Here is a 26,354-nt window from a genome sequence, read left to right on the forward strand (position 1 = left end):
CGTCCCGCCGGACCGGCAGCATCGCCATGTTTCCCAGCGGGACTATGCTACAGACGGGATTTGCCGCCCGCGTATGCCGTTTGTCACGGAAATGTCACGCGTCCGCCTATTTCCTGATCTGACGCTGCTCGGCCGGCGTCAACCGCGCCAGCTGCGCAGGACTCAGATCGCCCTGTCCCAGGACCTGAAATGCGCTATTCGCATCGTAGCGGGCGCCTCCCGGCAGCGAACCATGCGATGGCGCCGCGTCAACATTGCCATTCGCTGGCAATAGCTCATTCCCAAAACCCAGCACGCGCACCGAAAAGATCGACGGCAGGTTTCGGCGGGCATCGTTGCGCTCGCGCTGCAGCACGTCCTGTGCCGCCGCCGCGGCCTGCGACGCCACCGCGCTGGCATTGCTCAAGGCGCCGACGTTCACCGAGGCAGGCGGTGGCAAGCCTTTGGCTTCCCCCTTGACCTTGATGTTGTCTGCATTGAGCACCTGCAAGGCCATGATGTTGAGGTTGCCGGCAACACGGATACCGGCATCACCGGCATTGATGACGCCTTCCGGTGCGACCAGGTCGACGTCGCCGTCGCCTACGGTACCGATACCGCTGCCGCTCATGTCCGATTTTTCGCGCACGATGGTCTGACCATCGACATCGGTGACGACCTCCGGTGCCGAGGGTACCCGCACCGTCTTCGAGCCGCGGCCGGCATCGATGCCGCCCCGGCTGGACCAAATGATCTGGTCGCTGCCGCGCAGCGCGGCTTCCGGGACGAAAGACAGAATACGCGACTGGTTGACGACGACATCGTCCTTGGCAAACACGTTGATGTGGCCGGAGCCCAGCGTCACCAGGCCGTAGCCGGCCGGCACGGCCGCTCCCAGCGATGCCACTTGCACACCGCCGCCTGGCGTGAGGACGTTGATGTCGCCACCGGACATGGTGCGTAGCATCATGTTATTGGCTGAAACATTGCCTTTCCATCCATCACCCGGGAACAAGGTGGCGATGGCCTGGTAACCACGGTTGTAGCCGCCGTTGCGCGGTACCCCGTTGACGCCGGGCTCACCTTGATCGCGGCCAGCCTCGCGCAATTCCAGCAGGAAAACCTGGCGCAGGAATTGCTGTTGCGCCAACTGGGGCAAGGACTGGAAGCGCGTCCAGGCCTCGACGGGCGCCAGGTCCTGCCCTGTCATGTCCTTCATGTAGGAAACCAGACCGCGGCGGGTGACTTTCTGCTGCCCGCCGGACCGTGTTTCGATGCTGTCGACAAGGTAGATCGGCAGCACGCCGCCATCGGCCGTTGCGGCCTTGAGATACGCCGGCATGGCGGCGACCCTGGATGGATCGAGGTAGGCGCTGGCAAAGGCGTCGTAGCCGGTAGCGCTGTGCATGCCCGCCATCAGCGTGATCGACGCGCCCTGGGATGGCAGGCCATTGATCTGCGTTTCCGCCATCGGCCGATTGTCCGCATCGGTGTAGCGCTGGTTCGCCAGGGTTTGTATTTTCAGGTTATCCGCATAGATGTCGCGCCCGGCGGACAAGGTCAGGGCGCCGGGGCCCTGCACGGCGATGCTGCCGGTATCGCTGACCTGATTGATGATCGCGGCACGCACATTCGTCATCGCGAGGATGTCGTTGCCGGCTTCCAGCAAGGTCACATCGCCCGGCCGTATATTGCGCGCATTGAGCCGCATCCCGCGGATATCCTGGCCCGCGCGTATCCAGGTCTGTTCATTCGCCGTCACGTCCAGTCCCAGGATGGAACCGGCTCCCGCGTAAATACGGCTGGGCGCAAAATCGCGCGCCAGGGGCAAGACATCAGGATTGCTCAGGGCACGCATGTAGGGATCGCTGAAATACGATGCGCCCGTCCTGTCGATCTGATTCGCCAGCAAGGCATCCATGGCAATCTGAGCCTGGCTGCCCGGCATGAAAGGGGAAGGCATCATGCCAGGTGTCGCATAGGGCATGACCACTTGTGCCTCGACATCGCCATAGATACGCAATTCTCTCAGTTCGTCGCGATGTTGCGTCGCAAAACGTATGTCGTCTTGCGCGATCAATTGCACGTCATTCGTGCTGCCGGCCATGCCCCTCAGCGGCCCTTGTATTTCCAGACTGCCATTGAGCGCAAAAGCTGCCAGGCGGGCGGGGAAACGATTGCCCCCATGACCGATCAAATTATTCTGAGCAGTATAGGCAGGCTTCAAGGACAGGTCGCGAAACACAAAATCGGCCTGATTGACGAAGGTGATGTCACCCCCGGTGGAAACCAGCTTGAGCGCGGTCCGGTCGGTATAGCCGCTCATGTAGGCGGCGTAATCCATCCTCTCCAGCGTCCCCGTACCATCGTCGCCATAACGGACAAGCAGCGGATCGATCACGGTTTGCAGGCGCAGATCGCCGGCTGTGCGTACAGTCAGCGTGGCGTCGCCGAGCGCCAGGATGGGGGCGACGGAAAAGGTAAAGTCGCGGCGATCAGGCTCACCATCATTCCAGATGACGGAAACGCTATTGCCGACAGCGGTTTCACCGGCCTTGATATCGCCCGTGCCCCGCGCAATGTAATATTGACCGCCACGGATGACGCCGCCAGCTTCGACGTTCATGCTGCCGCCATTGCGCGTTTCCATCGTCATCGCTTCGCCGGCGGCAAGACCGCCGCGCATGCGCATCGTCGTTGGCAGCACCACCACCAGATTGTTCAGGTCTCCACCGGCGTTGACGCTGACATTGCCGCCCCCGAGGGCGCCCACGCCTTGCTGGAAGGCCGCATAATTGACCCACCAGCTCGATTGTTCAGCCGGCAACATCAACAGCCCATAACTGCCATCTGGCCGCATGCCATAGACATTGCTCTCGTACTCGCTGAAGTAACGCTGTTTGTTCAAGGTCCCCTGCCGGTTCAGCCACTCCGTGAAGCGCTGCCCGGCAGGCTGCGCCGTAATGCTGCCCTGCGCACCGATATCGAGATTGCCGCCTTCGATGCCGTAGGCTGCACCCGCATTCGCCGTCGTGAAGTCGCCCCACGTCGCCATGTCCTTGCGGCCTGCCGTATAGATCACGGATTCCTTGTGCGCCAGCGTCACATCCCTGCCTGCCCGCACTTCCAGGTCACCGCTGCCGGTGCGTACCAGTTTCCCCGCGCCATTGTCGATCGCGGCATCCGGATTGCTGTCGGCAATACCGATGATGATGCTGCCGCTGCCCACGCCTTGTGCCGCCAGCGGTTTCACTGCCAGGGTATTGGCCGAGTCCAGGTCGGCACCTGCGACGAGGCGCAGATTCCACGAAGCACCTTCCTGCAATTTTCCGCTACGGCCGGCTTGGTCGAATCCATCGCTCAAATGCCCTTTGACGCTCAGGTTGCCGCCTGCCCGCAAGGTCAGCGAGCCCTGGCGCGCGGTCGCAAAGTCGTCATGCACATTCCAGTCGCCGTTCATGCTCAGGTCGCCCGTACTTTCGATGACGATGCCGGACGCGATGGCAACATGGCTGCCAAGCCGGCTGGCGATGGCAGGCGCGGCAGCGTTGAAGCGGGCAGCATCGGCGACTGCGGCCACCTTGACGGAATCGACCGTGCTGCCGTCGTAGTCGGCCACGTTGTAGGTGGCGACGCCTTCGAGGACCGCGGAACGGGCGCCGACGATGCTGGCGTTCAGTGACGTGGCGTTGAGATCATTGTGTGCGGCATTCTGTTGCGCACGCAACCTGACTCTGCCGCCTTCGTTGCCGGCAACATCAATGGTACCGCCTTGCAAGTTCAGCTGGCCGCCCGTCGCTTCGACGGTGACGCGGCCACTGCCGAATTCACCGGTAGCGCCTGCCAGCAATTGCGCGCCTTGGTGCAGCGTCACGCCGTCACCGCCGGTGATGCGAATCGCGCCGCCATACGCAGCCCGGGCGTCAATGGTGCCGCTGACGCTGATACTGCCTTGATCGGCGCTGAGACCGAAGTTTTCCACCGTGGTCGTGCCATCGAGCCGGATGTCGCCCTGGCGGATGCGGAACTGGCGTGAACGATTCATGCCTGCCTCATTGAGGCGTTGGCTGAAGCCGGCGAAATCGCTCAATTCAGCAATATCTAGCGAGAAAGAACCCGCTTTGCCAGCCGTGCCGCCGCTACCGCCTGCCTGGGCGCGTATGCTGCCATCGAGCACCACGGTGCCGCCATTGGCTGCGGCGATATGCAGGGCGCCCGCATTGCCGCCCAGCTTGTGCGCCGCCAGATTCAGATTGCTGCCGCGCTTGAGCCGTACATCGCCGCCCACCGCCGACAGTTTGATGTTGCCGGCATCGGCATATTCGGCCACGTCGAAGAATTGCTTGGCATAGCCGCCGACATCGACTTGTGCGGTATCGGCAAGAACCAGGTCACCGTTGGTGGCCGTCATGTCGATGCTACCGCCAAGCGCAACGGCGCGACCGCCGAACAGGACGCTGGCGCCGGACAGGCTCAGGCGGGAGCCCAGGCTGTTCTGCAGATGCTGTTGTGCCGGATTGCCCCCAGCCGTTGCCAGCACCTGCAATGCGCCGCTGGTGCTGATGCTTTGCGCCGCACCGTCGCGGCCAGTCAGCAGAGGCGTGTTCAAGCTCAGGGCGATGGCGCCGGTATCGATGCCGCCTTTCGCGGCACCGACGATCTGCTCGCGGCCACCGAGGGCGATGGCATTGAATCCGGCAAAGCTCTTCTGGCCTGCGCCAAGGATCAGGGTGCCGGCGTCGAGTTTCAGTGTGCCATTGCCATTGCCTGCCGCGGCCAGATTGGCGCCACTGTTTTCCAGCGTGATGGCGTCGCCCTTGACGGTGACGTCACCGCCATGGCCGGCAAACGCCGCGCCGTCGAATGTCAGCGCAGCGAGGCCTGCCGCCCCGAGGTCGAGCGACTGATGGAAATCAAAGCTGGAGTAGCTGCGAAAGGTCAGGTGCCTGGAATTGCTCAGTTGGGCCAGGGCTGCGGTGTCGAGCACCAGGCCGCTGCCGCCGCCAAAACCGATACGGCCGGCAGCGACCGACAGATGGGCGCCGGACAGGCGGGCGGAGGCGGCAAGATCGGTTTCACGCGTGGCGTCAAGCAGCAAGGCGCCGCCACCATTGAGTACCGCACCGGCACCGACAGTGAGCAAACCGCCCCGCGTGGTATCGACGTTCTGGCGCATCACTTTGATGGCCTCGCCATTGGCGACGCGCACCAGTGCGCCCCAGTCTTTGGCCGGCGTGGTCAGCACGTCATCCTTGGCATCCTTCGCATCGACCACCCCATCGTAGTTATCGTCGGGATTGCCGTCCGGGTCCGTATAGACCGCAGCCTGCATGGGCTTGACGATGAGATTGCCACTGCTGCTGGCGCTGCCTTTGGCACTGACGACACTGCCAGCATCAATGGCGACCTGCTCGCTGGCGGCCAGGATGATTTCCGGGCCTTGCAGTTCCGAACCGGCGCCATTGCGCACGACGATATTGCTGGCGGTGACATCGACCTGCGTGCCCAGCAGGTCACCTTTGCGCGTGCCGCCTATGAGCAAGCTGCCGGCGCCGAAATTCGACAGGCCTGCGGCATCGATGACGAGGTAGCCCTGCGCCTGCAGCGTGCCGGCATCCTGCCCGGCCCCCACGATGGCGATCTTCTTGCCGGCGATATCGACCAGGCCGCCCCGTCCACCCTGGTCTGCCTGCGACAGCAGGCTGCCATTGAGCGTCAGGCGATTGCTGGCATCAAAGACGACGCCGCCGCCGTCGCGCGCCAGACGCGGCGTGACGATGTCCTGGCCAGTCAGGCGGTATTGCGTGAGCTTGAAAGCGTCCGACGAAAAGAAATGATTGGCAAAGGCCTCGTTGTATTCGGTGTACTTGCGCAGCGTGCTGCCGGACATGACGCGCCATGCCGATGCCTGTGTATCCTCGCTGGCGCCATACATATTGCCGCCCTTGCCTTGCATGATGAGGTGCCCCTCCGGCGTGGCAAAGCCCGGCGCGACCGGGCCGGCCCATGCATTGCCGGTCGACTGGACCGCAAAAGCGCCCGGCAGCAAGGCGTAACGTGCGGGCAGCAAGGCGTACCAGCCGGCAGCCAGGCCGGGACCACCGGCGAGCCAGATGCGGCTGCCCGATGCGACACCGGCAACAGGCGCGCTTGCCAGCTGGCCCGGCATCACGGCGTACATGCCGGGCATGTTGAGGATATCGTGGGAACCACCTGGACCGGGAACGAACTCCCAGGCATACAGATCGCCGCCACCGCGAATGTCGACCACCGCGCCCTGGGCCAGGTTGATGTCCGGTGCAGCCATGCTGATGCGCTTCTCGGGCGGCGACGTGAGCGAACCGGTGGCCGGATTGCTGCCATCGGCCGGCCGGGTGGGATCCTGCCAGTGCTCGTTGTTGGACAAGGTGCCATACGGCACCATCAGCCCGGCACCGGAGACGGAGGTGATGCTGCCGGCACCGAGTGTCAGTTGATTGCTGGCGAACAATTCGATCTGGCCAAAGGGGGCGCGCAATACCCCATTCTGTTCAATCACGGGCGCTTCCAGGCGCAACGTGCCTCCCGCCGACAATGGCAGGGCCGCTGCGGTGCCCAGGCGCTCCACGGCAATCGCTTCGCCGGACACGATTTTGGCATTCACTGCCGCGGATGGATAGATCTGTCCCGCGGCGATGCTCAGCGCGCCATCGACGTCCAGCACGGCAGTGCTGGCACTGGCATCGATCGGGGTGCTCGCGGCGCTGAAACGCAACTCCGGCGCATGCAATGCCGTCCGGGCAAAGCCACGAATGCTGACGGGCCCGGCGATGCCGGCGGCGCCGCTCTGGCCACCGACGACATCGATGACGTCGGCGTTCAACGTCAGGCTGCCCGTGCGCCGTGCGCTTGCGGCCGGCGCGGCAACGGCGGAGGTCTGTTTGAGTCCGATATACGCCGCCGTCAGGCTGGCATGGCCCGACTCCCCGGCAGCATGACGCAGCGTGCCATCGACCGTGATGCTCGTCGCTGCGGCAAGCTGCACGTCACCCAATTCCACCGCGCCGACAGAGGCCAGTGCGAGGTTGGCAAAGCCGCCCTGGGAAAACGATGCCGGCCGCAGCACCATGAGCGAATTGACCGGCGTCAAGGACCGCAAATCCAGGCCGACGTAGTCGCGGAACAAGTCCAGCACGGTATCATTCATGCCAAATGCCGCGTAATCAATGGCAGCGCCCGGCCCGCCGCCCGCCGCGCCAGTGGCAGTCACGGCAAGGGCAAGCCTGGATGCCGAGCCTAAATGTTCGTACAGCTCCTTGCTGATGACCAGGGGAGGCAAACTCGGGTCCACCATCGTGGCGAAATCAAAGCCGATGATTTTATCGGCGCTACATAAACCGGCGGCCATGCAAAAATAGCTACGTACGCGCTCTGCCAGATTGGCGCCAGTCTCCGCAGACGCATGCGCAATCGCCAGGGTGCCGCCCTGGGCGCCAGCGCCACCGGCCTGGCCTGCCAGCGTGCCGGCCATCAGCCCTGCGCCACGCACACGTATCGACCCTCCGTCACTTGCCAGCTTGCGTTTGGCATACCCCGGCTGTCCCGGCGCATTGCCGGCCTCGGCCTGCTCGATCTCCCCATGGGCGCCCGACACGTCAAGCAGCGAACCGGCTGCCAGTGTCACCTCGGCGCCGCGGATATCGATCACGCCGCCGGCCCTGACCTCGCCCTGCCAATGCCCGGACTTGTCCGCATGGATCGATGCCACGCCACGCGCCAGCAATTGCGCATCCGCGCCCACTGCGACGCTGGCGCCACTGAGTTCGATGCTGCCCGCCGGGGCTTCCAGGCGACCCAGTACCTCCAGCGCACCGTTGACGCCGCCGGCACCGAACTGCAACCGTCCCGCGGTATCGGCAATGATCACCGCGTCCTTGCCCACGCTGATGGCGCCGTTTTCCGTCGACAACGCCAGGCCGCCCGGCTTGCGCTGCAGCCGCTCTTGCTGTCGCAGCACCGTGACCGGCGCCACCTCGGCCAGGCTGCGGCCGGTCGCGACATCGCGGTAGGCGAACGAATTGAGATCGATGCCGGCTGCCTGCTGCACCACCGTCACGCCGTCCGGCACCGCAATCTTGCCGGCGCCGCGCGTGGTGACAGAGACATGGCCGAAACCGCGATCGCCATACAGGCTGGCTGGCAGCAGCACGACGTCCGGCGCCTCCGCCGCTCCGCCCAGTTGCACCGAGGAAGCCGTTTCAATGAACAGGCTGCCGGATGAACCGGCTGCATACGCACGCAGATTCAGCGCCGCCAGGTCCAGATCCGGCGTCACGCCGGCCAGGGTGACGGAGCCGGCATTTCCCACGCGCAAAGTCGGCAAGCCATTCTTGCCAGCGTCTGCACGGCCGCCGCCGGACACATCGATTACCGCATCGCCTTTCGCCGACATTTTGCCGACATTGAGCCGGATGGCGCCGCCATTCATCGCCCATGGACCCGCTGGCATGCCATCCCGCCACGCGTTGATCCATTGCCCGGAAACATCCAGCCCGCCCTGGGCACCGATATCCAATTGTCCGTTGACGGAATCGAGGACGACGGAGCCGTTGGCGGAACGGATCATGCCGCTGATGCGGATATTGCCGGTCGACCCATCGGCACCGGAAACATACAGCGCGGTGCCGGGCATGAATGCCAGATTGGCGCCGCTGGCCACTTCAAAGTCGCCGCGAATGATGTTGAAATTGAGCTGCCCCAAGCCTGAATTGCTCAGCATGCCGTCGGCGAGCAAGGTCAGTTTTTTTGATTGCGGCCTGGCCGGATCGACGGGAAGATAGAAGTCCGAACCGAGCACCGTCGTGGCGTTGAATGCACTGCCGAGGCGTTGCGGATCATGGCTGACGATGATGGTGCCCGGCGACCAGGGGCGGTCGTCGACAGTGCCGCCGCCCAATTCCAGCTTGCCGCCCGTGTTGCCGCCAGGTGCCTGCCGCTGGCGCTCGCCCACCACCACGCCACCCCACACATCGCCTTCGAGCACCATGGCATCGCCGGCAAAGATCTGTACCTCGCCGGCCTTGCGCCCCTCCGTATAGCCGGCTTCCAGCCGGTTGCCACCCATCAAGGGATTGCGCCAGGTTTCCGCCTTCCCCCAACGCGCGCTCTTGCGCGTGAAATTGCCGGCGATACCGACGTAGTCGATATCGGGCATGGCTTGATCCATCGCATACAGACGGCCATCGGCGCCCTGGAGCCTGGTGGCGGTGTTGATGCCGTCGGTATAGCGGATCGAGCCACCCGAGACGTCGATCATCGAACCGCTGCGCGCAATGACGGCGCCACCTGCACGCAACATGATTTTTCCGGCATCCGCCGACAGTTCATTCAGATCGGTCTTGCCGACGCCCACCCAGCCTGCCATGTCGCCCAGCGGCGTGCCGACCCATTCGCCGGGCAGGTACACCAATTGCCCATTCGCATCCTTTTTCTGGACCCACTTCACGCCGGCCATCGGCGCATTTTTAAACACGCCGTGTTCGCGGCGGTCGACGATCACTTTTTTACCGCGTAGCCAGGAGTCCAGCAACAGTGGCGAATCACGCAATTCATTGGTCCGCAACTCCGCTTCGATGAAGTTGCGCGACATCGCCACCAGCATGTCTTGCAAACCAGCCACGCTCAGGTAGGCATCGCCGTCGAGATAGATACGACTGGCATCACCCGTACTGCCTTTGCGCCAGGGCTGCTGGGTAAAGATCGGATTGACAGCCGATTCCATGTTGATCTTGCCGGCAGGAACAACGACGCCTGCCTGCGATTTGATGTCGATCAATTGACCGTACATGCCGACCCAGCCTGGCTGGTAGCGCGTGGCAAGGGCCGACGTTTCGATTTCACTCTTATCCGATGTGTCCGGCAAAATCTGGGTCACACTGCCGCTGCCCAGCGTCAAGGTGCCGGCCGACCAGTTGTACAGATCGTCAATGCCATCGGCGTACATATGCGTGCCCAGGCCCCAGGCGCGCAACAGGATGGAACCATTGCGGTTGTTCAATGCGGTGGTCGACATCAGCACACCATCCTGGCGCACGTCTTGCGCTTGCAACGTGACGTTGCCGCGGTCGGCCCGCACCGTGCCGGTATTGCTCACCTCATAGCCGACCGCCTTGGCGCGCGCGGCCATTTCAGGCAAGACAACGTCGCGGATACCTGCGACGTAATTGAAATCCGCGTACGCGGTTCCCAACCCCAGCGCAGCCTGCATCTGTCCACCAGTAAATACCCAGCCAGGGACCGCCGATACGGCGACATCGAGGCCGCGCACGGCATTCGGGTCGAGTGCCGATGGGGTCTTCAGATACACGTTTTCGCCGGCTGCCAGGATGACCTGGCCATCGGGCGCCGAGATATAGCCGGCATTCCTGACCTTGGGCGCGAACAGCATGACCTTGCTGCCATTGTCGACTTCAATGCGCGCCCCCGCCTCGACCCTGACCTCTCCAGGCGCCGTGCCGGGCTCGAACCGGTCCACCAGGCCCAGCTGGTCCGGAACGACGCCGTTACCGGCAACATAGCCTGACGCGCCGTATATCGATGGTTTCTGGGTGGTAAATTCTCCGAACTGCGGCACCGGGAAATCATTGCCCTGATTGGCCAGGGTCTGCGCATTGTTGATACCCAGCTTGAATTGCTGGTCGCTCAGGCGCAGCGTACTGGCCACCAGGGTGCGCGTATTGACCTGGCTATTGCCGTTAAAGATGATGCCGTTGCGGTTGATGATGTACACCGAACCGTCGGCCTTGATCTGCCCCGCGATCTCGCTGGGCTTGCCGCTGGGATCGTTGATGCGGTTCAGGGCGATCCAATTGTTGCTGCCGTCCGCCTTGCTGCCGCCCTTCTGGTTGAAATTGACGATGGTATTTTTGCCGACATTGAAGGTTTCCCAGTTCAGGATGGCTTTGTCGTCCGTCTGCCGGATTTCGACGACGGTCTTGCCGCCGGTTGCCGTTTGCGTCGGAGCGTTTGCATTGAGCCAGCCTGCCGTGAGACTGTTGCTGTCGACCTTCAGGCCACCTTCGGCCAATCCATCGGGCCTGACGCCGGCGCTGGCGGCGGCGAGACGCGCCGCTGCTTGCAGCGCCTGTTGCGCGGCGACATTGCGTGCTGCCAGGGTAAGATTGGCGAATGCGCGTTGCTGTTGCTGCTGCATGCCCTGTTGCTGCGGCGCGGCGCCGTTCAGGGACGTGACCGCCATGCCATTCGGCAATTTTCCGCTGGCCTCCGCGACGCTGCGTATCGCCCCTTTCTGCGCCATCCAGGCCGCACTGAAGGCTTGCTGCGCATACGCGTTGCTCATGGCGCCGCCCGTCGCCAGCATCAAGGTGATGGCTCGCGCCAATGGCTTGATGCGCCACGCCAGTTTCTCGGTGCGATCTCGACGTTGCGACAAGGCTGGGAGCATCGGTGCAAAACAAATGGACGGCATGGGGGTTCTTTCAGTGATGGATCGTGTTGGAAAGATGATTGCGGAAGAAAATTTTCGACCGCTCTTGCATCTAGACGAATGCCAATACGGAAAGCTGTACACCAATTTTGAGGGTGGCGCGATGGCCGCCTCGCGTCGCTATCCCGCCTTACTTGAGAATGACGACACCGCCCGGCAAGGACGTGGCGTCCAGGCTGAACAGACGTTGAATTTGTGCGACGGCCTTGTCCAGGTGGCGAATATTGAAACGCCCATCGACCGGACGATCACGCATCTTTTTTGCCAGCAGCACGACGCGCCCCGGACGATAGCGGTTGATTTCCGCCACCACCCGGGACAGCGCCGTTTGTTGAAAACTCAGCACACCATCACGCCAGGCCGAGACGTCGGCCAGACTGACCTGCTGTACTGCTCCGATGGCATTTTTGTCATATACCACCTGCTGCGCCGCCACGAGCATGATGCTTCTGCCTGCCGCCTCGACGTTGACGGAACCGGCGACACAGGTCACGCACACTTCCTCATCGAGATAGCGCACTTCGAAGCGCGCATCGCGGCCCGCCGTGCGGCCCCCTGCGGCAGCGACCGTGAAATCGCGCGCGCGCCGCGTGACATCGACCGCAACCTCGCCGCCCATGACATCAATACCGACCGTGTCGCCGCCTGCCGCCCGCAATGCAATACTGCTGCGCGTATTCATCTCGACCTGCACGCCATCGGCAAGTGTCAGGCCACGTTGCTCACCGGTCGCCGTGCGGTAATCCGACTGCCAGGCATCCGCAGCAGAGGGCCACAAATCGAGCGGAGGACGAAGCAATGCCACACCGCCGACGGCCACGGCGGCCACCGCGCCGCCGAGGAAGGCACGGCGTGACATGGGGGCAATTTTCTTGCTGTGCGCAGACGTGCGCAATTGCGCCAGCTGCGCATCGTGCATGCCCGCCAGCGTCGCGGCTGGCAACAAGTCATGCCACTTGCGCTGGGCATTCCTGAATGCCTGCGCATGTTGCTCGCTGAGCGCGCACCAGCGCACCAGCGCTTGCGCATCGGCAGCGCGCGCATTGCCGGACTTGAGTAGCCGCAGCCAGGCGTGCGCACGCAATTCCAGCGCATCGGGACGGCGGCCGGCACCGGGCATCTCGTCACGCACTGGGAATTGCTCCGGCAGATAAGTCAAGCAGCATGGGGGACTCGAAAAGGGGATCGTCTACCGATAAGACGTCTTTCAAGGACAAAAACTGCACGGTATTTTTCATATTCATTGCATCTGTTCAATAACATACTCATGTGCGCGCTTCAGTTCGCGATCCACCAGGCTCAATGAAACACCGAGACGGTCTGCCACCTCCTGCCTGGGCATTTCATCCACGCGTATCAGTATCAGGATATGGCGCCGGCGTAGCGGCATTTTCTGAATCACCTGTGCCAGGCGTTCCGCTTCCGAACGGGCCTCGGCCGTTTGCGCCGGACCCGGCATCGGATCGGCCAGTGTATTCAAGACCTGATCGACTTCATCGCCGCTGAGAAAACGTTTTTCGGCGCGAAGGCGATCCAGCGCAGAATTGGTTGCCATGCGCATCAGGTAGCTCAATGGATACTGTACCGGCTCGTGGGATTCTTTGCCACTTTCCAGACGCAACCAGGTGTCCTGCAAGGCATCGCCGGCCAGGTCGGCACTGCCGAGATGTAGAGTGAGGCGCCGCTTCAAGTCATCGTAGCGGCGCGCCAGAAACTCGCGCAGTGAAAGGAAATCGGATTTGTTCATCGTTTTCTGACTTTAATGAACAGCGCAGGCGCCGGCAGCCGTCAATGCCTGCGGCAGGATCAGCATGAAAAACGGCTTTGACAGATCCGCAGGTCCATAGCCGACATCGACACGCTGCAAGGCGGCGAGGATAGCCTTGTCGCGCGCGCCATCGCCGGTAGAATCGAGCAACAGCGGCCGCAAGATCCGCCCCCTGGCATCGAGATGAAAGCGCAAGGCGATCCGGTAGCCGCCGCCAGCAGTCAAAGGATCGCGGCAAAATGCTTCCCTTACCTGCGCCTGCAATGGCCCGTCATAACTCACGTCGCGTTCGGCGGCGGCAGACGATGGCGCCGTCGCGGGCTCCAGGACGAAGGCATCCATGGCCGTAAAGTAGGCTGCCAGCCCGGTGCCTTCCAGCATCCTGGCCAACGCCGCCCGCGGTGTGTAATCCCCCGATACCAGAGCCGACATGCGGCCTGCAGTCGATGCCGAACCGTACAAGCCAGAAAACCCCGTCTGATTGCCAAACGTCGTCAATGCCGCTTGCAGGGGTTGCGCCGGAATGTCAAACACCCGGCTCTCATGGGCGAGGCGCTGCACCGGCTGCACCGCAGTTGCAGCGGCATGCGGGTAGCGCAAGGAGTGCGATTGGCCGGCAGCATCGAGCGTCAGCAGTGACATGCCGGCCACCAATGCATACATGGCGCCGGGCACGACCGTTCTTGCCATAACAATTTAAGTGAGGTGTACATGCATGGGATGTGGAATCGGCGCGGGCGCCGAATTGTCAGTCTTTCCATGTTATCGAAGAAATATGACGTTGCCATGACAAACAGGCGGGAAAACCCCATGCCGGCCGGTACCGATGGCGGGCATGGAAAGGTCAGCGATGGCGGCCGGACGCGACGCCTGTCCTGCTTCAGGCTGTCGCGCCCTCCATACCAGTCAATCGGATTGGGGGGATGCCAGCGCCGCGGCGGCCGGCGTTTCCGTCTGGCGCGCATCAAAGCGGCCCTGGTACAGCTGGTCGCCATATTGCTGGGCGATTTGTTCCAGCTTGACCCGGCTTTGCGCGGCGAACGGCTGGCGCGCTTGCATGACGCCCAGCACGTCGAGGCCTTCATACGCACGCAGGATGTCTTGCCCGGCCGCATACAGCTGGGCATTCTTGCTTTCGCAGCGCGCCAGGGCGCCGCGCTGGGACGCCACTTCGGCGTCGAGGCGCGCACGCTCCGCTTCGATCTGCTTGCCCGTGGCGGCCAGCCGTTCGCTGGCCTGGCGGTACTGCGCCAGGCTGGCCGTTGCCTCTTGCGCGGCGGCGGCGCCGCGCTGTTGCTCGGCTGCCAGCTTTTCCCGCTGCGCGCGCTCCTGCGCCAGCTGCGACTGGCTGCGCGCCAGCTCCTTTTTCAAGCCGTCGCTGGCAGGCGCGGCGGCAGCGGGCACGGCCTTGGCTTTGAGTACGTCCAGCTCGCCGCGCGTCTGCTGCAATTGCGCCGTCACATTGCGCAATTCGGCCCGCAGACGCTCTTCCATGCTTTGCCCCTTCTGTCCCTGCGCCTGGGCCGTGCCGGCGCCCAGCAAGCTCAGCAACAGCAAAGGCAGGCGCATTTTCTTGGATATCAACATCGTGGCTCCTTAAAAGCGCGCGTTCAGTTCGATTTGCAGCGTGTCGATCGACAGCGCCGACCCGAACACTTCGCGGCTCGACGTCCAGCGGCCGTTCAGCCAGGTATTCTTGTCGAGCGCATACGCACCGCCCAGGTAATAGCCGCGCGCATTCGTGCCGCCCAGGTGGAAGGTGGAATCGTTGTAGGCGTCAGGCAAGGCGTCCGGTTCGATGCGCTTGTAGCCGAGCAACACGTTCCAGTCGCCGCGCGCGGCCGGGCTGGCCTTGCCCAGGGTCGCCTGCAGCATGTAGGCATTGCCGCCGCTCCTGAAATCGGCTTGCGAGACGCCGCCCGTGCCGCCGAAGTTGTTCATGATGCCGCCCTTGGCGCGCGCCCACATGGCACTCTTGTCGTAGGCCATGTTGCGCACATAATCGCCTTCGATGCGCAAGTCCTGGCCGCCCGCCACCTTGCTGTCCCAGCGCGCATTGATATTGGCCAGACGGAATTTAGAGGCCAGACCGACGAATTGCGGCTGCGGCGTGTTCGCCGGATCGAGCGGGTTCAAGGCGATATTGCGCAGCAACATCAAGCTATTGCCCTTTTGCATGCTCGATGGACGCGACCAGTCCGTGCTGCAGCCATCGGCGCCCGCGTACAGCGCACACGGCTGCGAGTACTCTCCGCTGATGTTGCGGAAGTTGTAGTAGGCCAGGGCGCCGCGCAATTGGTGGTCGCTATTGATCTTCCACGAGGCGCCCACTTGCGCGCCCAGCAGCCACTTGTTTTCGCTGGCCATTTTTGCCTGGCTGCGGCTCGGTGCATTGTCGGACGAGTACTCGAGCGGAATGATGCCCAGGGTGCCGAAGACGGTGACGTCCTTGTTCGCGCCCACCGGTTGCTGCAGCTTGGCGGCGATGCCGTCGAAATTGAGTTCGCTGGAAAACAGTTCGTCGCCAGAGACGAATGGATTGTCGAAGCGGCCCGCCGTCAGTTTCAGCCAGGAAGCGGGCTGGTACGACAACCAGGCCTGGTCCAGCCAGATATTTTTCTTGCCCAGGCCGCCACCGAGGGTTTGCGTGGTCGACACGGGGCTGTCGTCGTTGCCGCTGGCCAGGCGGATACCCGCTTGCGTGTTGTCGGAAAGGTCGGCCAGGATGCCCAGGCGGGCACGCGCGCGCAGCAAGTGCTTGCGGTCTTCGCGCGTGTTCAGCAGCGCCGGCAGGGCCAGGTTGGTGTTCGCATTGACGTCGTAGCCGCTGCCGCTGTTGAGCGAGCGCCAGTCGATCTCGATATTGCTGTTGGCCATGTCGTAATAGCGCGATTCGTAGCGCGCGCGCACATCGCCTTCCAGACGGATGCGCTTGGTCCAGGCCGGCGTTTCATTCGGCGCCGCCCAGCCGCCCGCCTTGGCTTCGGCCAGCACTTGCCCCTTGATCTCGTCGCGGATCTGCTCGCGCACGGTGTGCGACAGATACGGCACGCGCACGTCGCCCGGCTGTACCTGCGCCAGGGCCGCCGGCGCGGCGGCCGGACGGGCTTGCGCTTCGCTCTGCGCTTGCGCCAGCAGCGCCTCGCCGGCATCCTTGTTGAGGGCGCCGCTCTGGATCAGGCCGCGGATCAGTTTGACCATGGTGCTGTCCGCCGGTGCTTGCGCTTGTGCTTGCACGGCGCCTGCCGCCACGCTCAGGGCCAGGGCAGCGAGCGCCAGCGGAAGGCGGCGCAGACGCTGTGGGGAGGTAAATAAGGAATTCATCGCTTCTTTCGGTAAATGAGGAATTAGTTCATGCGCTTACGGGCGCCGACCTTTAATGGAAACGCGGGCCGGGAACCGCAGGGATGCCGGTGGCCGCTCGTCGGCGCGGAAATCGCGCACCATGGCCAGCACTTGCTCATCGGTCTGCGCATTGCCCGTGCCTTGCACCAGCTGCACCTTCGTCGTCTTGCCTTCCGCATCGAGCCACAGGTCGACGCGGATATCGCTAAACGCCAGCTGGCGCGTGCGCGGGTCGCGGGCGAACGCCATCTGCAGGGCATTGGCCACATAGCGGCCATACGATCCCGCGCCGAGTCCGCCGCCACCGCCGCCGCCCGTCATGCCGCCGCCGCGCCCGGCCTGGATGCCGAAGGCGTCGCTGCCGGCCTGCGCCGCACCATCGATGGTGACGGGGTCGCCCTTGTCCGGCGACGGGCTTTCCGGCGCGTCATCCATGGGCTTGTCGGCCGGCGTCGGTTCCGGTTCCGACACTTCCGGCACCACCTTGTCGGGCGTCGGTTCCGGCAGTTTTTCCGGTTCCGGCGGCGGCGGTGGTGGCGGCGGCAGCATCAGCATCGGCGGGGCCGCCACTTCGCGCTTGGTGGCGGCCGTGTCGGACAGCAAATACCAGACCAGCGCGGCCAGACCAGCGGCCAGCAGCGCGCCGCCAGCCACGCCGCCCCAGCGGCGCCACCACTGCGCCGCGCCCGACGCTTCCGGGGCGGCCATCTTCATCATATCGTCACGCTTCACCTTGCGCTCCTCATGCCGGCTTGCCGGTCACCAGGCCCACCTGGTTCAGGTCGATCCGGCGCAGCAAGTCGAGCACTTCGACCACTTTCGCGTATTGCACGGCAGCATCGCCACGCACGATCACGGGAAAGTCGGGCGTCAGGGCCTTTTCCGTGCGCAAGCGCTCTTCCAGCTCGGGCAGGGTGACGGGATAGGCATCGAGAAAGACCTGGCCCGCGTTGTCGATGGTGATGGCCTTGGTCTTCGGTTTTTCCAGCGCCATGGCCGAACTGGCCTTGGGCAGGTCGACCTTGATGCCGGGAATGCTGGCGTTGCTGGTCAGAATAAAAATCACCAGCACCACCAGCAGCACGTCGACGAAGGGCGTGATGTTGATGCCGCCGCTACGCTTGCGGGGGGTAAACTTGGCGGAGGTGGCCATGGTTATGTGCCCCTCACGCCTGTTGCAGCACGGGACGCATCTGGCGTCCGTCGCCCTGCTCTTCCGCCAGGCGCGTGGCGAATTCATCGACGAAGACGGCCATATCGGCGACGATGGCGTCCGAACGCGAAGACAGCCAGTTGTAGCCGAACAGCGCGGGAATCGCCACGCCCAGGCCGGCAGCCGTACACAGCAATGCTGCCGCCATGCCCGGCGCCACCGAGTTGATGTCCACGGCACCAGCCATGGCCGCCACGACGAACACCAGCATGATGCCGATCACGGTGCCGAACAGGCCGACGTAGGGCGCGCCTTCGATGGTGGTCGAGAGCCAGATCATGCGTTTGGACATGCGTTCGCTTTCGCGCACCATCACGCCATCCATGGCGGCGCGGATGGCGCCGATCGTCGCGTTCGAGACGGCGTTCAGGTCGTAGCCGCGGTCGTGGCGGCGGCGCATCTCGTCGATGGCCACGTCATACAAACGCCACAGCGAGGAATCGGTCTTCACGGAAGGGCTCAGCTTGCCGTTGCGCGCCAGGTGGTCGAGCGGCGCGCCGGCCGCTTCGTGGAAGGACTGCATGAATTGCGCATTCGCGCGCGCGATGGCGCCATAGCTGCGGCCCTTGCCGATCATGATGATCCACGACAAGACCATCATCAAGCCCAGCAGACCCACGACGATCCAGGCGTCGAGCGGCATGGCGGCGATGATGAAGCCGAAATGGCTTTTGCCCGCTTGCTGTTCATCGGCGCCAAACACGGCCAGGCGCGATTCGGAACCTTGCGAGACGGCGTCGGCCAGCAGCAGCGCATCGGGACGGGCCGTGCGCGACAGGCGCAGCTCGTCGATGGCGCCCGTGAAGTTGGCCAGCGTGGCGGCGCCGGAAGCGACCGGCGGCGCATCGGCGCCCACCGAGGCGGCCGTGGCGAACGCCGGCAGGGCCGTGGCCAGCGAGACGGCCGGACGGCCGCCCACGTACAGGGCCACGTTGGCTTTATCGGCTTTCACCGCCAGGTGCGACCATTGCGCCGCCTGGATCGGCTGGCCCGGCTTGCTGCGCTGGCCATTCACCTGCACGAAGGGCACGCCCTGGTCGATTCCGATCAGCAATTCATTGGCGCCATCGCGGCGCGCATACAGCACTTGCTGCGCGCCCAGGCTGTCCGGGCGCACCCAGGCCGAGAAGGTGAATGGCGCGCCGGCGGCCAGCGCCAGCGAAGGCGAGGCGGGCAGCATCAGCGGCGCGCTGCCCAGGCGGGCGCCGGCGCCGATGACGGAACCGTCCAGCGACGGCACGGCCGTCTGGGCGTGGTTGCCGTAGGCGGTGCTGTCGCGCGAGGGCACGCCAGGCTCGGTGAAGTGGTACACCAGGCTGTAGTCGGGATCGAACGTGCGCTGGCCATTGCCGGACGCGGGCGCCTTCGGATTGCCGTAGTACATCCACAGCTGCTGCGGCGTGCCGGCCGTCAGGGCCGGTACGTCGACCCAGATCAGGGCGATGCCCAGGAGCGGGTTGAACTGTTCGATCTGGTGGTTCAGCACCGTTTTATCGTCGCCCGCCACGAAGCGCAGGTCGGCGCCGTTGTCGCTGACGCCTTCGAAATTGAAATTACCCGAATGCAAGCGCAGCAGCACGGGAATGCGGCCGGGATCGCCGCCCACGGCGCCGGCCTTCGGGCCCGCGTCGACGGTGACGGGTTTGCGGTAAGCCCAGTCGGGCTGCCACCAGGCATGCGCCAGGCCGGGAACGAGCGTGCCCAGGATCGTGAGCAGGAATAATAAACGTTGCATGACAGTGATTCTCCGAATTAAAGTCTAAAAAAGTGCAGTGCTGGTGAGCTGGCCCGTCAGTAGCTGGCCGACAGGTTGAAATTAATGCGGCGCACGTGTTTGTGCGTGCGCGGGCCATCGCGCAGCGGATACGCAAAGTCGATGCGGCCATTCAGGTAGCGCAGGAACTGAAAGCTGCTGCCCACGCCCACCGAGGCCAGGCCGAACAGGTCTTTCTGTTCCACCAACGGGTCGCGCAGGCGCAGGCGCGCGCCATCGGCAAACGCGTACAAACGCCAGTTTTCCAGGCGGCTGAAATACGTCAGCTGGGGCGTGCGCCATTCGACCGTGCCGGACACGCCGTAGTCGCCCGTCGCTTCGGCCGACAGATAGCCGCGCACGGAATTGGCGCCGCCGGCGGCCATCTGCTCGCCCGACACCAGCGCCGCGTCGGCCAGTTGGCCGGCCAGCTTGCCGTACAGCTGCGCGCCGCTGCCCAGGGTGGTGGTGGCGTTGGCGTCGCCTTTCAGGACGAGGAAGCTGGGCGAGGCCTTGTAGCGCTTGTTGTCGTAGGCGGCGCTGTCGCTGCCATAGCCGAATGAAGCGCGCGTGCCGGCCACCAGCGACAGGCCCAGGCCGTAGGTCGCCGCCTCCGTCTGCGCAAAGCCGTTATATGACACGCTGAGCGGCACGTATTTCAAGGGAACGCTGGAACCGGCGCCATTCAGTTTCAGCGCTTCCTGGTTATCCTTGAAATCGATGCCGGCGCTAAAGCTGTGCCACCAGATGCCGCTGTTGGGCACCGTGTAATTGACTTTCATGCCCAGCGCATGGCCCTTGCCCAGCACGCTGGTGCCGCCCGTGCTGGCCACGTTGCTGTTCGACTGGTAGCCGGTCGCTTCCACGCTCCAGCCCTGCGTGCCGATCGGCGCCACGTACGAGGCGGACCACACCTTGGTCTGGTTCAGGTCGCCCGGCGTGCCGAAAAAGCTGATGGTGGCGCTATGGCCCAGTTGCCACAGGTTGTCGTGGCCGAGCGAGACGCTGCTGCGCAATTTCTTCGTGTCGGCGCTGTAATCGTTGTTCAAGCCGACGCTGGCGCGCCACGGGCTGCTGTCCTCGACTTTCAAGTCCACGTCCATGGTGCCGGGCAAGCTACCCTGCTTGACCAGCGGCATCACCTGGCGCTTGGGTCCCCGGTTCAGGGCCGTCAGTTCCACTTGCGCCTGGGTAAAGTCGGGCACCTTGCCTTCCGTCAGGGCCGGCACTTGCTGGCGCACGTCGAGCGGCGAGTTGTATTGCGCGCCGACCACACGCAAGCGGCCCACCCTGGTTTCGCTCACCTGCAGCACCACCACGCCCTGCTCCACCTGCTGCTCGGGCAAATCGACGTAGACGGACTGGTAGCCGCGCGCCTGGTAGGCAGCAACGAGGGCGTCGCGCGCCCCTTCCACGTCCTTCAGCGTGCGGCCCGGCCCCAGGAACGGCGTGACGGCCTCTTCGATGGCACGCGCATCGAGCACGGTATTGCCGCGCACCAGGTATTCCTCGATCGTTACTTGCCGTTCCGGCGCGGCCACGGGGGCGGCGTCCTGGGCGCGCGCCATGCCGGGCAGCGCCAGCATGGCCAGGCACAGCATCGTCAAGGCGGTTGCGGGCGCCTGCGGCGTGCCGTTACCTCGTTTCTTCATCTCACGCATCTTCCATTCACCTTAAAATCAAACGGTTACCCTACCCCGGTATTGCGGCACTGGGCCGGCGTATCTCGCAACGGCTATCGGTTACCGTACTGCCCTACCTAGACGAGCAAGCTGTGTTGCGCCTGTCATATGTCATCAAATGTTCATAAATCTCCGGGCCAGGGCTGCCCAAGACGGAGTTGACCGGGTTTTGCTTCAGGATGGATGGGATGGGATACTGGCGCCGCTGGACGCACGCATGGGATGAGCGCGCAGGCGAGCCTTGGCACAGTTGGGCAGACTTGCCGGCGCAGCACATGGGCGGCGACCGGCAAGCCGTATTGATGTCTGCGGCATGAAGAATGACGTAGCGTACAGGCAAAAAAATAGCCCACTCGAAAGTGGGCTATTTTTTTCATCTGGAGGCGAGGACGGGAATCGAACCCGTCTAAACGGCTTTGCAGGCCGCTGCATAACCTCTTTGCTACCTCGCCAGAGGAACTGCTTCGATGCGCCTTGCGGCCCACCTTGAAAACTGGAGCGGGAGAAGAGTCTCGAACTCTCGACCTCAACCTTGGCAAGGTTGCGCTCTACCAACTGAGCTACTCCCGCATTGGAGCTTGTTTACCGCCTGATCACGCCGCATGACTGCTTTGCAGCGGATAAAAAAAGGAAGCCAGCTTAGCTTCCCTTTAGAATTCTGGAGCGGGAGAAGAGTCTCGAACTCTCGACCTCAACCTTGGCAAGGTTGCGCTCTACCAACTGAGCTACTCCCGCATTGGAGCTTCTATTTTCTGCTACTGCCATCTTGCTGTACTGCTTCAGCTATCGCTGGAGCGGGAGAAGAGTCTCGAACTCTCGACCTCAACCTTGGCAAGGTTGCGCTCTACCAACTGAGCTACTCCCGCATACGAACCGCTATTTTACTGCTTTTTACTACCGTTTACCAGTGCCGCTTTACTGCTGATCCAGTGTTCACTGGAGCGGGAGAAGAGTCTCGAACTCTCGACCTCAACCTTGGCAAGGTTGCGCTCTACCAACTGAGCTACTCCCGCAGTGGACAACATTGTATCAGAAGCTCTACTACATCGCCAGTACTACTTTTTACTGCATTTGCTGTTTTTACCTATGACACGATCCAGAAAACTGGAGCGGGAGAAGAGTCTCGAACTCTCGACCTCAACCTTGGCAAGGTTGCGCTCTACCAACTGAGCTACTCCCGCGTCATCAACAACAGGCCAGCATTATAGAGGGATTACAGGGGCTGTCAACGGGCAATATCTGGTGTTTTGCAAAATATTCCAAAGAAAGCTGTTCACTGCCTAATCCCTGTGCAATTAATGGAGATTGCCGGCCTTTTCCTTGATCAAGGGCCATGCCAGGCGCAAGTAATAGAACATCGACCACACCGTCAGCACGCAGGCGATCCACAGCAGCTTCTCGCCCCACACGTGGGTGTCGATCGCGCCGAAGATCACTTCGTGGTACAGCAGCAAGGGAATGGCCGTCATCTGCGCGGCCGTCTTGATCTTGCCGATCGAACTGACGGCCACCGATTTCGAGGCGCCGATCTGCGCCATCCATTCACGCAGCGCGGAAATGGTGATTTCGCGGCCGATGATGATGAAGGCCAGCACGGCATTGACGCGGTCCAGCTGCACCAGCACCAGCAAGGCGCCCGCCACCATCAGCTTGTCGGCCACGGGATCGAGGAAGGCGCCGAAGGCCGAGGTCTGGTTCCAGCGCCGCGCGAGGAAGCCATCGAACCAGTCGGTGACGGCGGCTACGATAAAGACCAGCGTGGCAACCAGGTTCTGGTCGCCATGCAGCAGCATCGACGGCGGCAAATAAAACACGCCGACGACGAGCGGTATCAGGGCCACGCGCAGCCAGGTCAAGAGGATGGGAATATTAAAAGGCATAAGGGTGCAATCGGCCGACGGGTAAATTGAATATGAGAAAGCGTGAAGCAAGCGGCACTAGTCTACATGGCCCCGGGGTATTAGCCTAGTCCGGTTGCCGCAGCACCGGACCAGGCCCTATTCATTAATGCAGCTGCTTGTAAATCTCTTCCGCAAGTTGCGTGGAAATCCCCTCCACCGACATCAGGTCCTCGACGCTGGCATCGGCGACGCCGCGCAAGCCGCCAAAGCGCGACAGCAGCTTCTGGCGGCGCTTGGCGCCGATGCCCTCTATCTCTTCCAGGCGCGAGGTCTGGCGCGTCTTGGCGCGCTTGGCGCGCATGCCGGTAATGGCGAAGCGGTGCGCCTCGTCACGGATCTGTGCGATCAGCATCAGGGCCGCCGATTCCTTGCCCAGTTCCTGCGCCGCGCGGCCATCGACGAACAGCAAGGTTTCCAGGCCCACCTTGCGCCCTTCTCCCTTGGCTACGCCGACGATCAGGCTGATATCGAGTCCCAGCTCGGCGAACACCTGGCGCGCCATTTCGATCTGCCCCTTGCCGCCGTCGATCAAGACCACGTCGGGCATCACGCCGTCGCCATTCGCCACTTTTTCATAGCGGCGCATCAGGACCTGGCGCATGGCCGCGTAATCGTCGCCGGGCGTGATGTCGTTGATGTTGTAGCGCCGGTATTCGCCATTCTGCATGGCGTGATGGTGAAATACCACGCACGAGGCCTGCGTCGCCTCGCCCTGCGTGTGGCTGATGTCGAAACACTCCACGCGCAGGCTGTCGAGATCTTCCGTTTCCAGGCGCAGCGCCTCGGCCAGCGCGCGCGTACGCGACTGCTGCGAACCCTGCTCGGACAACAAGCGCGCCAGCGAAATCTCGGCGCCCTTTTGCGCCATTTCCAGCCATTGGCGGCGCTGTCCCTGCGGCTGGAAGATCAGATTGATGCGGTGGCCGCACTGCTCCATCAGCGCCACCATCAGGGCCGGCTGGTCGAATTCGATATTCAGGATCAGGGTGCCGGGGATGAATTTTTCCGTGTAGTGCTGGGCCAGGAAGGCGGCCAGCACTTCCACCTCGATGGGCTCTTCGGCAATCGCCGCCGCATCGCTGAGCTGGCTGGGGAAGTAGGCGCGGTCGCCCAGATGGCGCCCGCCGCGCACCATGGCCAGGTTGACGCAGGCGCGCCCGCCCTGCACCAGCACGGCGAGGATATCGACGTCGGCGTCGCCCGTCGTTTCCATGCTTTGCTGATGCAGCACGCGCGACAGCGAAGCGATCTGGTTGCGCACCACCACGGCCTGCTCGAATTTCAGCTCGGCGGCAAACGCGTGCATCTTCTTTTCCAGGTCGGCCATCACTTCGCTCTGGCGCCCGCGCAGGAAGCGCGCCGCGTTTTCCACGTCGTTTTTATAGTCTTCCTTGCTGATCAGGTCCACGCACGGCGCGCTGCAGCGGCCGATCTGGTGCAGCAGGCAGGGACGCGTGCGGTTGGCGTAGACGCTGTCCTCGCAGGTGCGGATCAGGAACACCTTTTGCAGGATCTGCATCGACTCCTTGACGGCCCAGGAACTGGGGAACGGCCCGAAATACTGGTTTTTCTTGTCCACCGCGCCCCGGTAATACACCATGCGCGGCGCATCGCCGTTGGTGATTTTCAGATACGGATACGATTTATCGTCGCGGAACAGGATGTTGTAGCGCGGCTGCAGCGCCTTGATCAGGTTGTTTTCCAGGATCAGCGCTTCCGCCTCGCTATGCGTGACGGTGGTTTCCAGGCGCGCGATGCGCTCGACCATCATGGCGATGCGGGGACTGGCCAGGTTTTTCTGGAAGTAACTGGAGACGCGCTTTTTCAGGTCGCGTGCCTTGCCGACATACAACACCTTGTCGGCCGCGTCGAAATAGCGATACACGCCGGGCAGGTTCGGCAGCCTGGCGACGGTGGCCAGCACCTGTGCGCGGGGGTCGGGCGGCGTCTCCGCCAAGGAAGGTTCTGGGCTTGCTTCGGTCATTGCTGGCTCATTGCGCACTTATAGTTACACTGCTTGCTCCACGATCACAAACGCGACCGCATATTCTTCTTCATCGCTGATCGTCACTTGCGCGCTCAGCCGGTTTGCGGCCATGAAGTCCGCCAGCACGCCGCTGCAGACGATCATCGGCTTGCCGCTGGGGTGATTCAGCATCTGCGCCGCGGGCCAGGTCATCGGCATGCGCAAGCCCAGGCCGATGGCCTTGGAAAACGCCTCCTTGGCCGCGAAGCGGGTGGCCAGGAAGCGCACGCCGCGCACGGCGTTTTTCGCACTGCGGGCGCGGAATTTCTCCATCTCCTGCGGCCCCAGTATTTTTTTGGCAAAACGCTCGCCATGGCGCGCCAGGGCCGCCTCGATGCGGGGGATCTTGCAGATATCGGTACCGATGCCGTAGATCATGCTGCCTCCTTGCTATCGCTTAATAGGCCCTGTGGCCCAGGCACGTGGCCACCATGATGGCCTTCATTTCACGCACGGCGTTTTCCCAGCCGACAAACACGGCATGCGCGACGATGGCGTGGCCGATGTTCAGTTCGGCAATATCGGGAATGGCGGCAATCGCTTGCACATTGGTGTAATGCAAGCCGTGGCCCGCATTGACCTTCAAGCCACGGCCCACGCCGAACAGCACGCCCGCCTTGATGCGCTCCAGTTCCGCCAGCTGCTCGGCGCCCTCGGTATCGGCATAGCGGCCCGTGTGCAGCTCGATCACGGGCGCGCCAAGTTCGGCAGCGGCGGCGATCTGCTGCTCGTCCGCATCAATGAACAGGCTCACGCGGATGCCCTCGCCTTGCAATTGTTGCACGGCCGCCTGCACTTCCTTGAAGTAGCGCACCACGTCCAGCCCCCCTTCGGTGGTCACTTCCGTGCGTTTTTCCGGCACCAGGCAGACGTCGGCCGGCTTGATGCGGCAGGCGAAATCGATCATCTCGGCCGTCACGGCCGCTTCCAGGTTCATGCGCGTGAGCAACTGTGGTGCGATGGCGATCACGTCCGCATCCTTGATGTGGCGGCGGTCTTCGCGCAAATGCAGGGTGATGGCGTCGGCGCCCGCCTGTTCGGCCAGCAAGGCCGCGCGGATCGGGTCCGGATAGGCGGTGCCGCGCGCATTGCGCAAGGTAGCCACGTGGTCGATATTGACGCCCAGGTCGATGACGGGGCCGGAAGGCTGCAAAAAGCTCATAGTGATGGTATCCGTAAAGTGCTGTCGTGCGGCAAACCGC

Annotated in this window: 14 protein-coding genes and 6 tRNA genes; all 20 read right to left on the bottom strand. The window is 63.3% G+C overall.

What is annotated here, in order from left to right:
- Positions 1-106: 106 nt before the first annotated feature.
- Complete coding sequence (locus tag CLU91_RS07390; RefSeq protein WP_232730662.1) at positions 107-11,410, bottom strand: filamentous haemagglutinin family protein; 11,304 nt, start codon at positions 11,408-11,410, stop codon at positions 107-109.
- A 184-nt stretch (positions 11,411-11,594) separates the two neighbouring features.
- On the bottom strand, positions 11,595-12,596 hold the full coding sequence (locus CLU91_RS07395) for a FecR family protein (protein ID WP_157814639.1): 1,002 nt from the start codon (positions 12,594-12,596) through the stop codon (positions 11,595-11,597).
- 108 nt (positions 12,597-12,704) lie between these two features.
- Positions 12,705-13,211: an RNA polymerase sigma factor gene (locus tag CLU91_RS07400; protein WP_100873643.1), complete on the bottom strand. Its 507-nt coding sequence runs from the start codon at positions 13,209-13,211 to the stop codon at positions 12,705-12,707.
- A 12-nt stretch (positions 13,212-13,223) separates the two neighbouring features.
- Positions 13,224-13,907: a hypothetical protein gene (locus CLU91_RS07405; protein WP_157814640.1), complete on the bottom strand. Its 684-nt coding sequence runs from the start codon at positions 13,905-13,907 to the stop codon at positions 13,224-13,226.
- 231 nt (positions 13,908-14,138) lie between these two features.
- A complete protein-coding gene (locus tag CLU91_RS07410) occupies positions 14,139-14,819 on the bottom strand; it encodes a hypothetical protein (protein WP_100873645.1) in 681 nt (226 codons plus the stop codon).
- 9 nt (positions 14,820-14,828) lie between these two features.
- On the bottom strand, positions 14,829-16,556 hold the full coding sequence (locus CLU91_RS07415; protein ID WP_100873646.1) for a putative porin: 1,728 nt from the start codon (positions 16,554-16,556) through the stop codon (positions 14,829-14,831).
- 36 nt (positions 16,557-16,592) lie between these two features.
- The gene (locus tag CLU91_RS07420; RefSeq protein WP_232730663.1) at positions 16,593-17,309 is read right to left on the bottom strand and encodes an energy transducer TonB family protein; all 717 of its coding nucleotides are present in this window, start codon (positions 17,307-17,309) and stop codon (positions 16,593-16,595) included.
- Between the two features lie 10 nt (positions 17,310-17,319).
- Entirely contained in the window at positions 17,320-17,730 is a 411-nt protein-coding gene (locus tag CLU91_RS07425) for an ExbD/TolR family protein (protein WP_034753784.1), read from the bottom strand.
- A 13-nt stretch (positions 17,731-17,743) separates the two neighbouring features.
- Positions 17,744-19,525, bottom strand: a complete 1,782-nt coding sequence (locus CLU91_RS07430; RefSeq protein ID WP_100873647.1) for a DUF2341 domain-containing protein — start codon at positions 19,523-19,525, stop codon at positions 17,744-17,746.
- A 56-nt stretch (positions 19,526-19,581) separates the two neighbouring features.
- Positions 19,582-21,195, bottom strand: a complete 1,614-nt coding sequence (locus CLU91_RS07435) for a ShlB/FhaC/HecB family hemolysin secretion/activation protein (RefSeq protein ID WP_100873648.1) — start codon at positions 21,193-21,195, stop codon at positions 19,582-19,584.
- 408 nt (positions 21,196-21,603) lie between these two features.
- Positions 21,604-21,677 (bottom strand) — tRNA-Cys (locus tag CLU91_RS07440).
- Between the two features lie 42 nt (positions 21,678-21,719).
- Positions 21,720-21,795: transfer RNA gene (locus CLU91_RS07445), tRNA-Gly, on the bottom strand.
- A gap of 89 nt (positions 21,796-21,884) precedes the next feature.
- Positions 21,885-21,960: transfer RNA gene (locus CLU91_RS07450), tRNA-Gly, on the bottom strand.
- 55 nt (positions 21,961-22,015) lie between these two features.
- Positions 22,016-22,091, bottom strand: a tRNA-Gly gene (locus CLU91_RS07455).
- A 71-nt stretch (positions 22,092-22,162) separates the two neighbouring features.
- Positions 22,163-22,238: transfer RNA gene (locus tag CLU91_RS07460), tRNA-Gly, on the bottom strand.
- A gap of 92 nt (positions 22,239-22,330) precedes the next feature.
- Positions 22,331-22,406 (bottom strand) — tRNA-Gly (locus CLU91_RS07465).
- 114 nt (positions 22,407-22,520) lie between these two features.
- Positions 22,521-23,105, bottom strand: a complete 585-nt coding sequence (gene pgsA, locus CLU91_RS07470; protein ID WP_034749601.1) for a CDP-diacylglycerol--glycerol-3-phosphate 3-phosphatidyltransferase — start codon at positions 23,103-23,105, stop codon at positions 22,521-22,523.
- Between the two features lie 124 nt (positions 23,106-23,229).
- Complete coding sequence (gene uvrC / locus CLU91_RS07475; RefSeq protein WP_100873649.1) at positions 23,230-25,110, bottom strand: excinuclease ABC subunit UvrC; 1,881 nt, start codon at positions 25,108-25,110, stop codon at positions 23,230-23,232.
- Positions 25,111-25,134: 24 nt separating this feature from the next.
- Positions 25,135-25,530, bottom strand: a complete 396-nt coding sequence (gene acpS / locus CLU91_RS07480) for a holo-ACP synthase (RefSeq protein WP_100873650.1) — start codon at positions 25,528-25,530, stop codon at positions 25,135-25,137.
- A 19-nt stretch (positions 25,531-25,549) separates the two neighbouring features.
- A complete protein-coding gene (gene pdxJ / locus CLU91_RS07485) occupies positions 25,550-26,314 on the bottom strand; it encodes a pyridoxine 5'-phosphate synthase (RefSeq protein WP_100873651.1) in 765 nt (254 codons plus the stop codon).
- Positions 26,315-26,354 lie beyond the last annotated feature (40 nt).

Origin of the sequence: Janthinobacterium sp. 64 (genome assembly GCF_002813325.1) — a bacterium.
GTDB lineage: Bacteria > Pseudomonadota > Gammaproteobacteria > Burkholderiales > Burkholderiaceae_D > Janthinobacterium.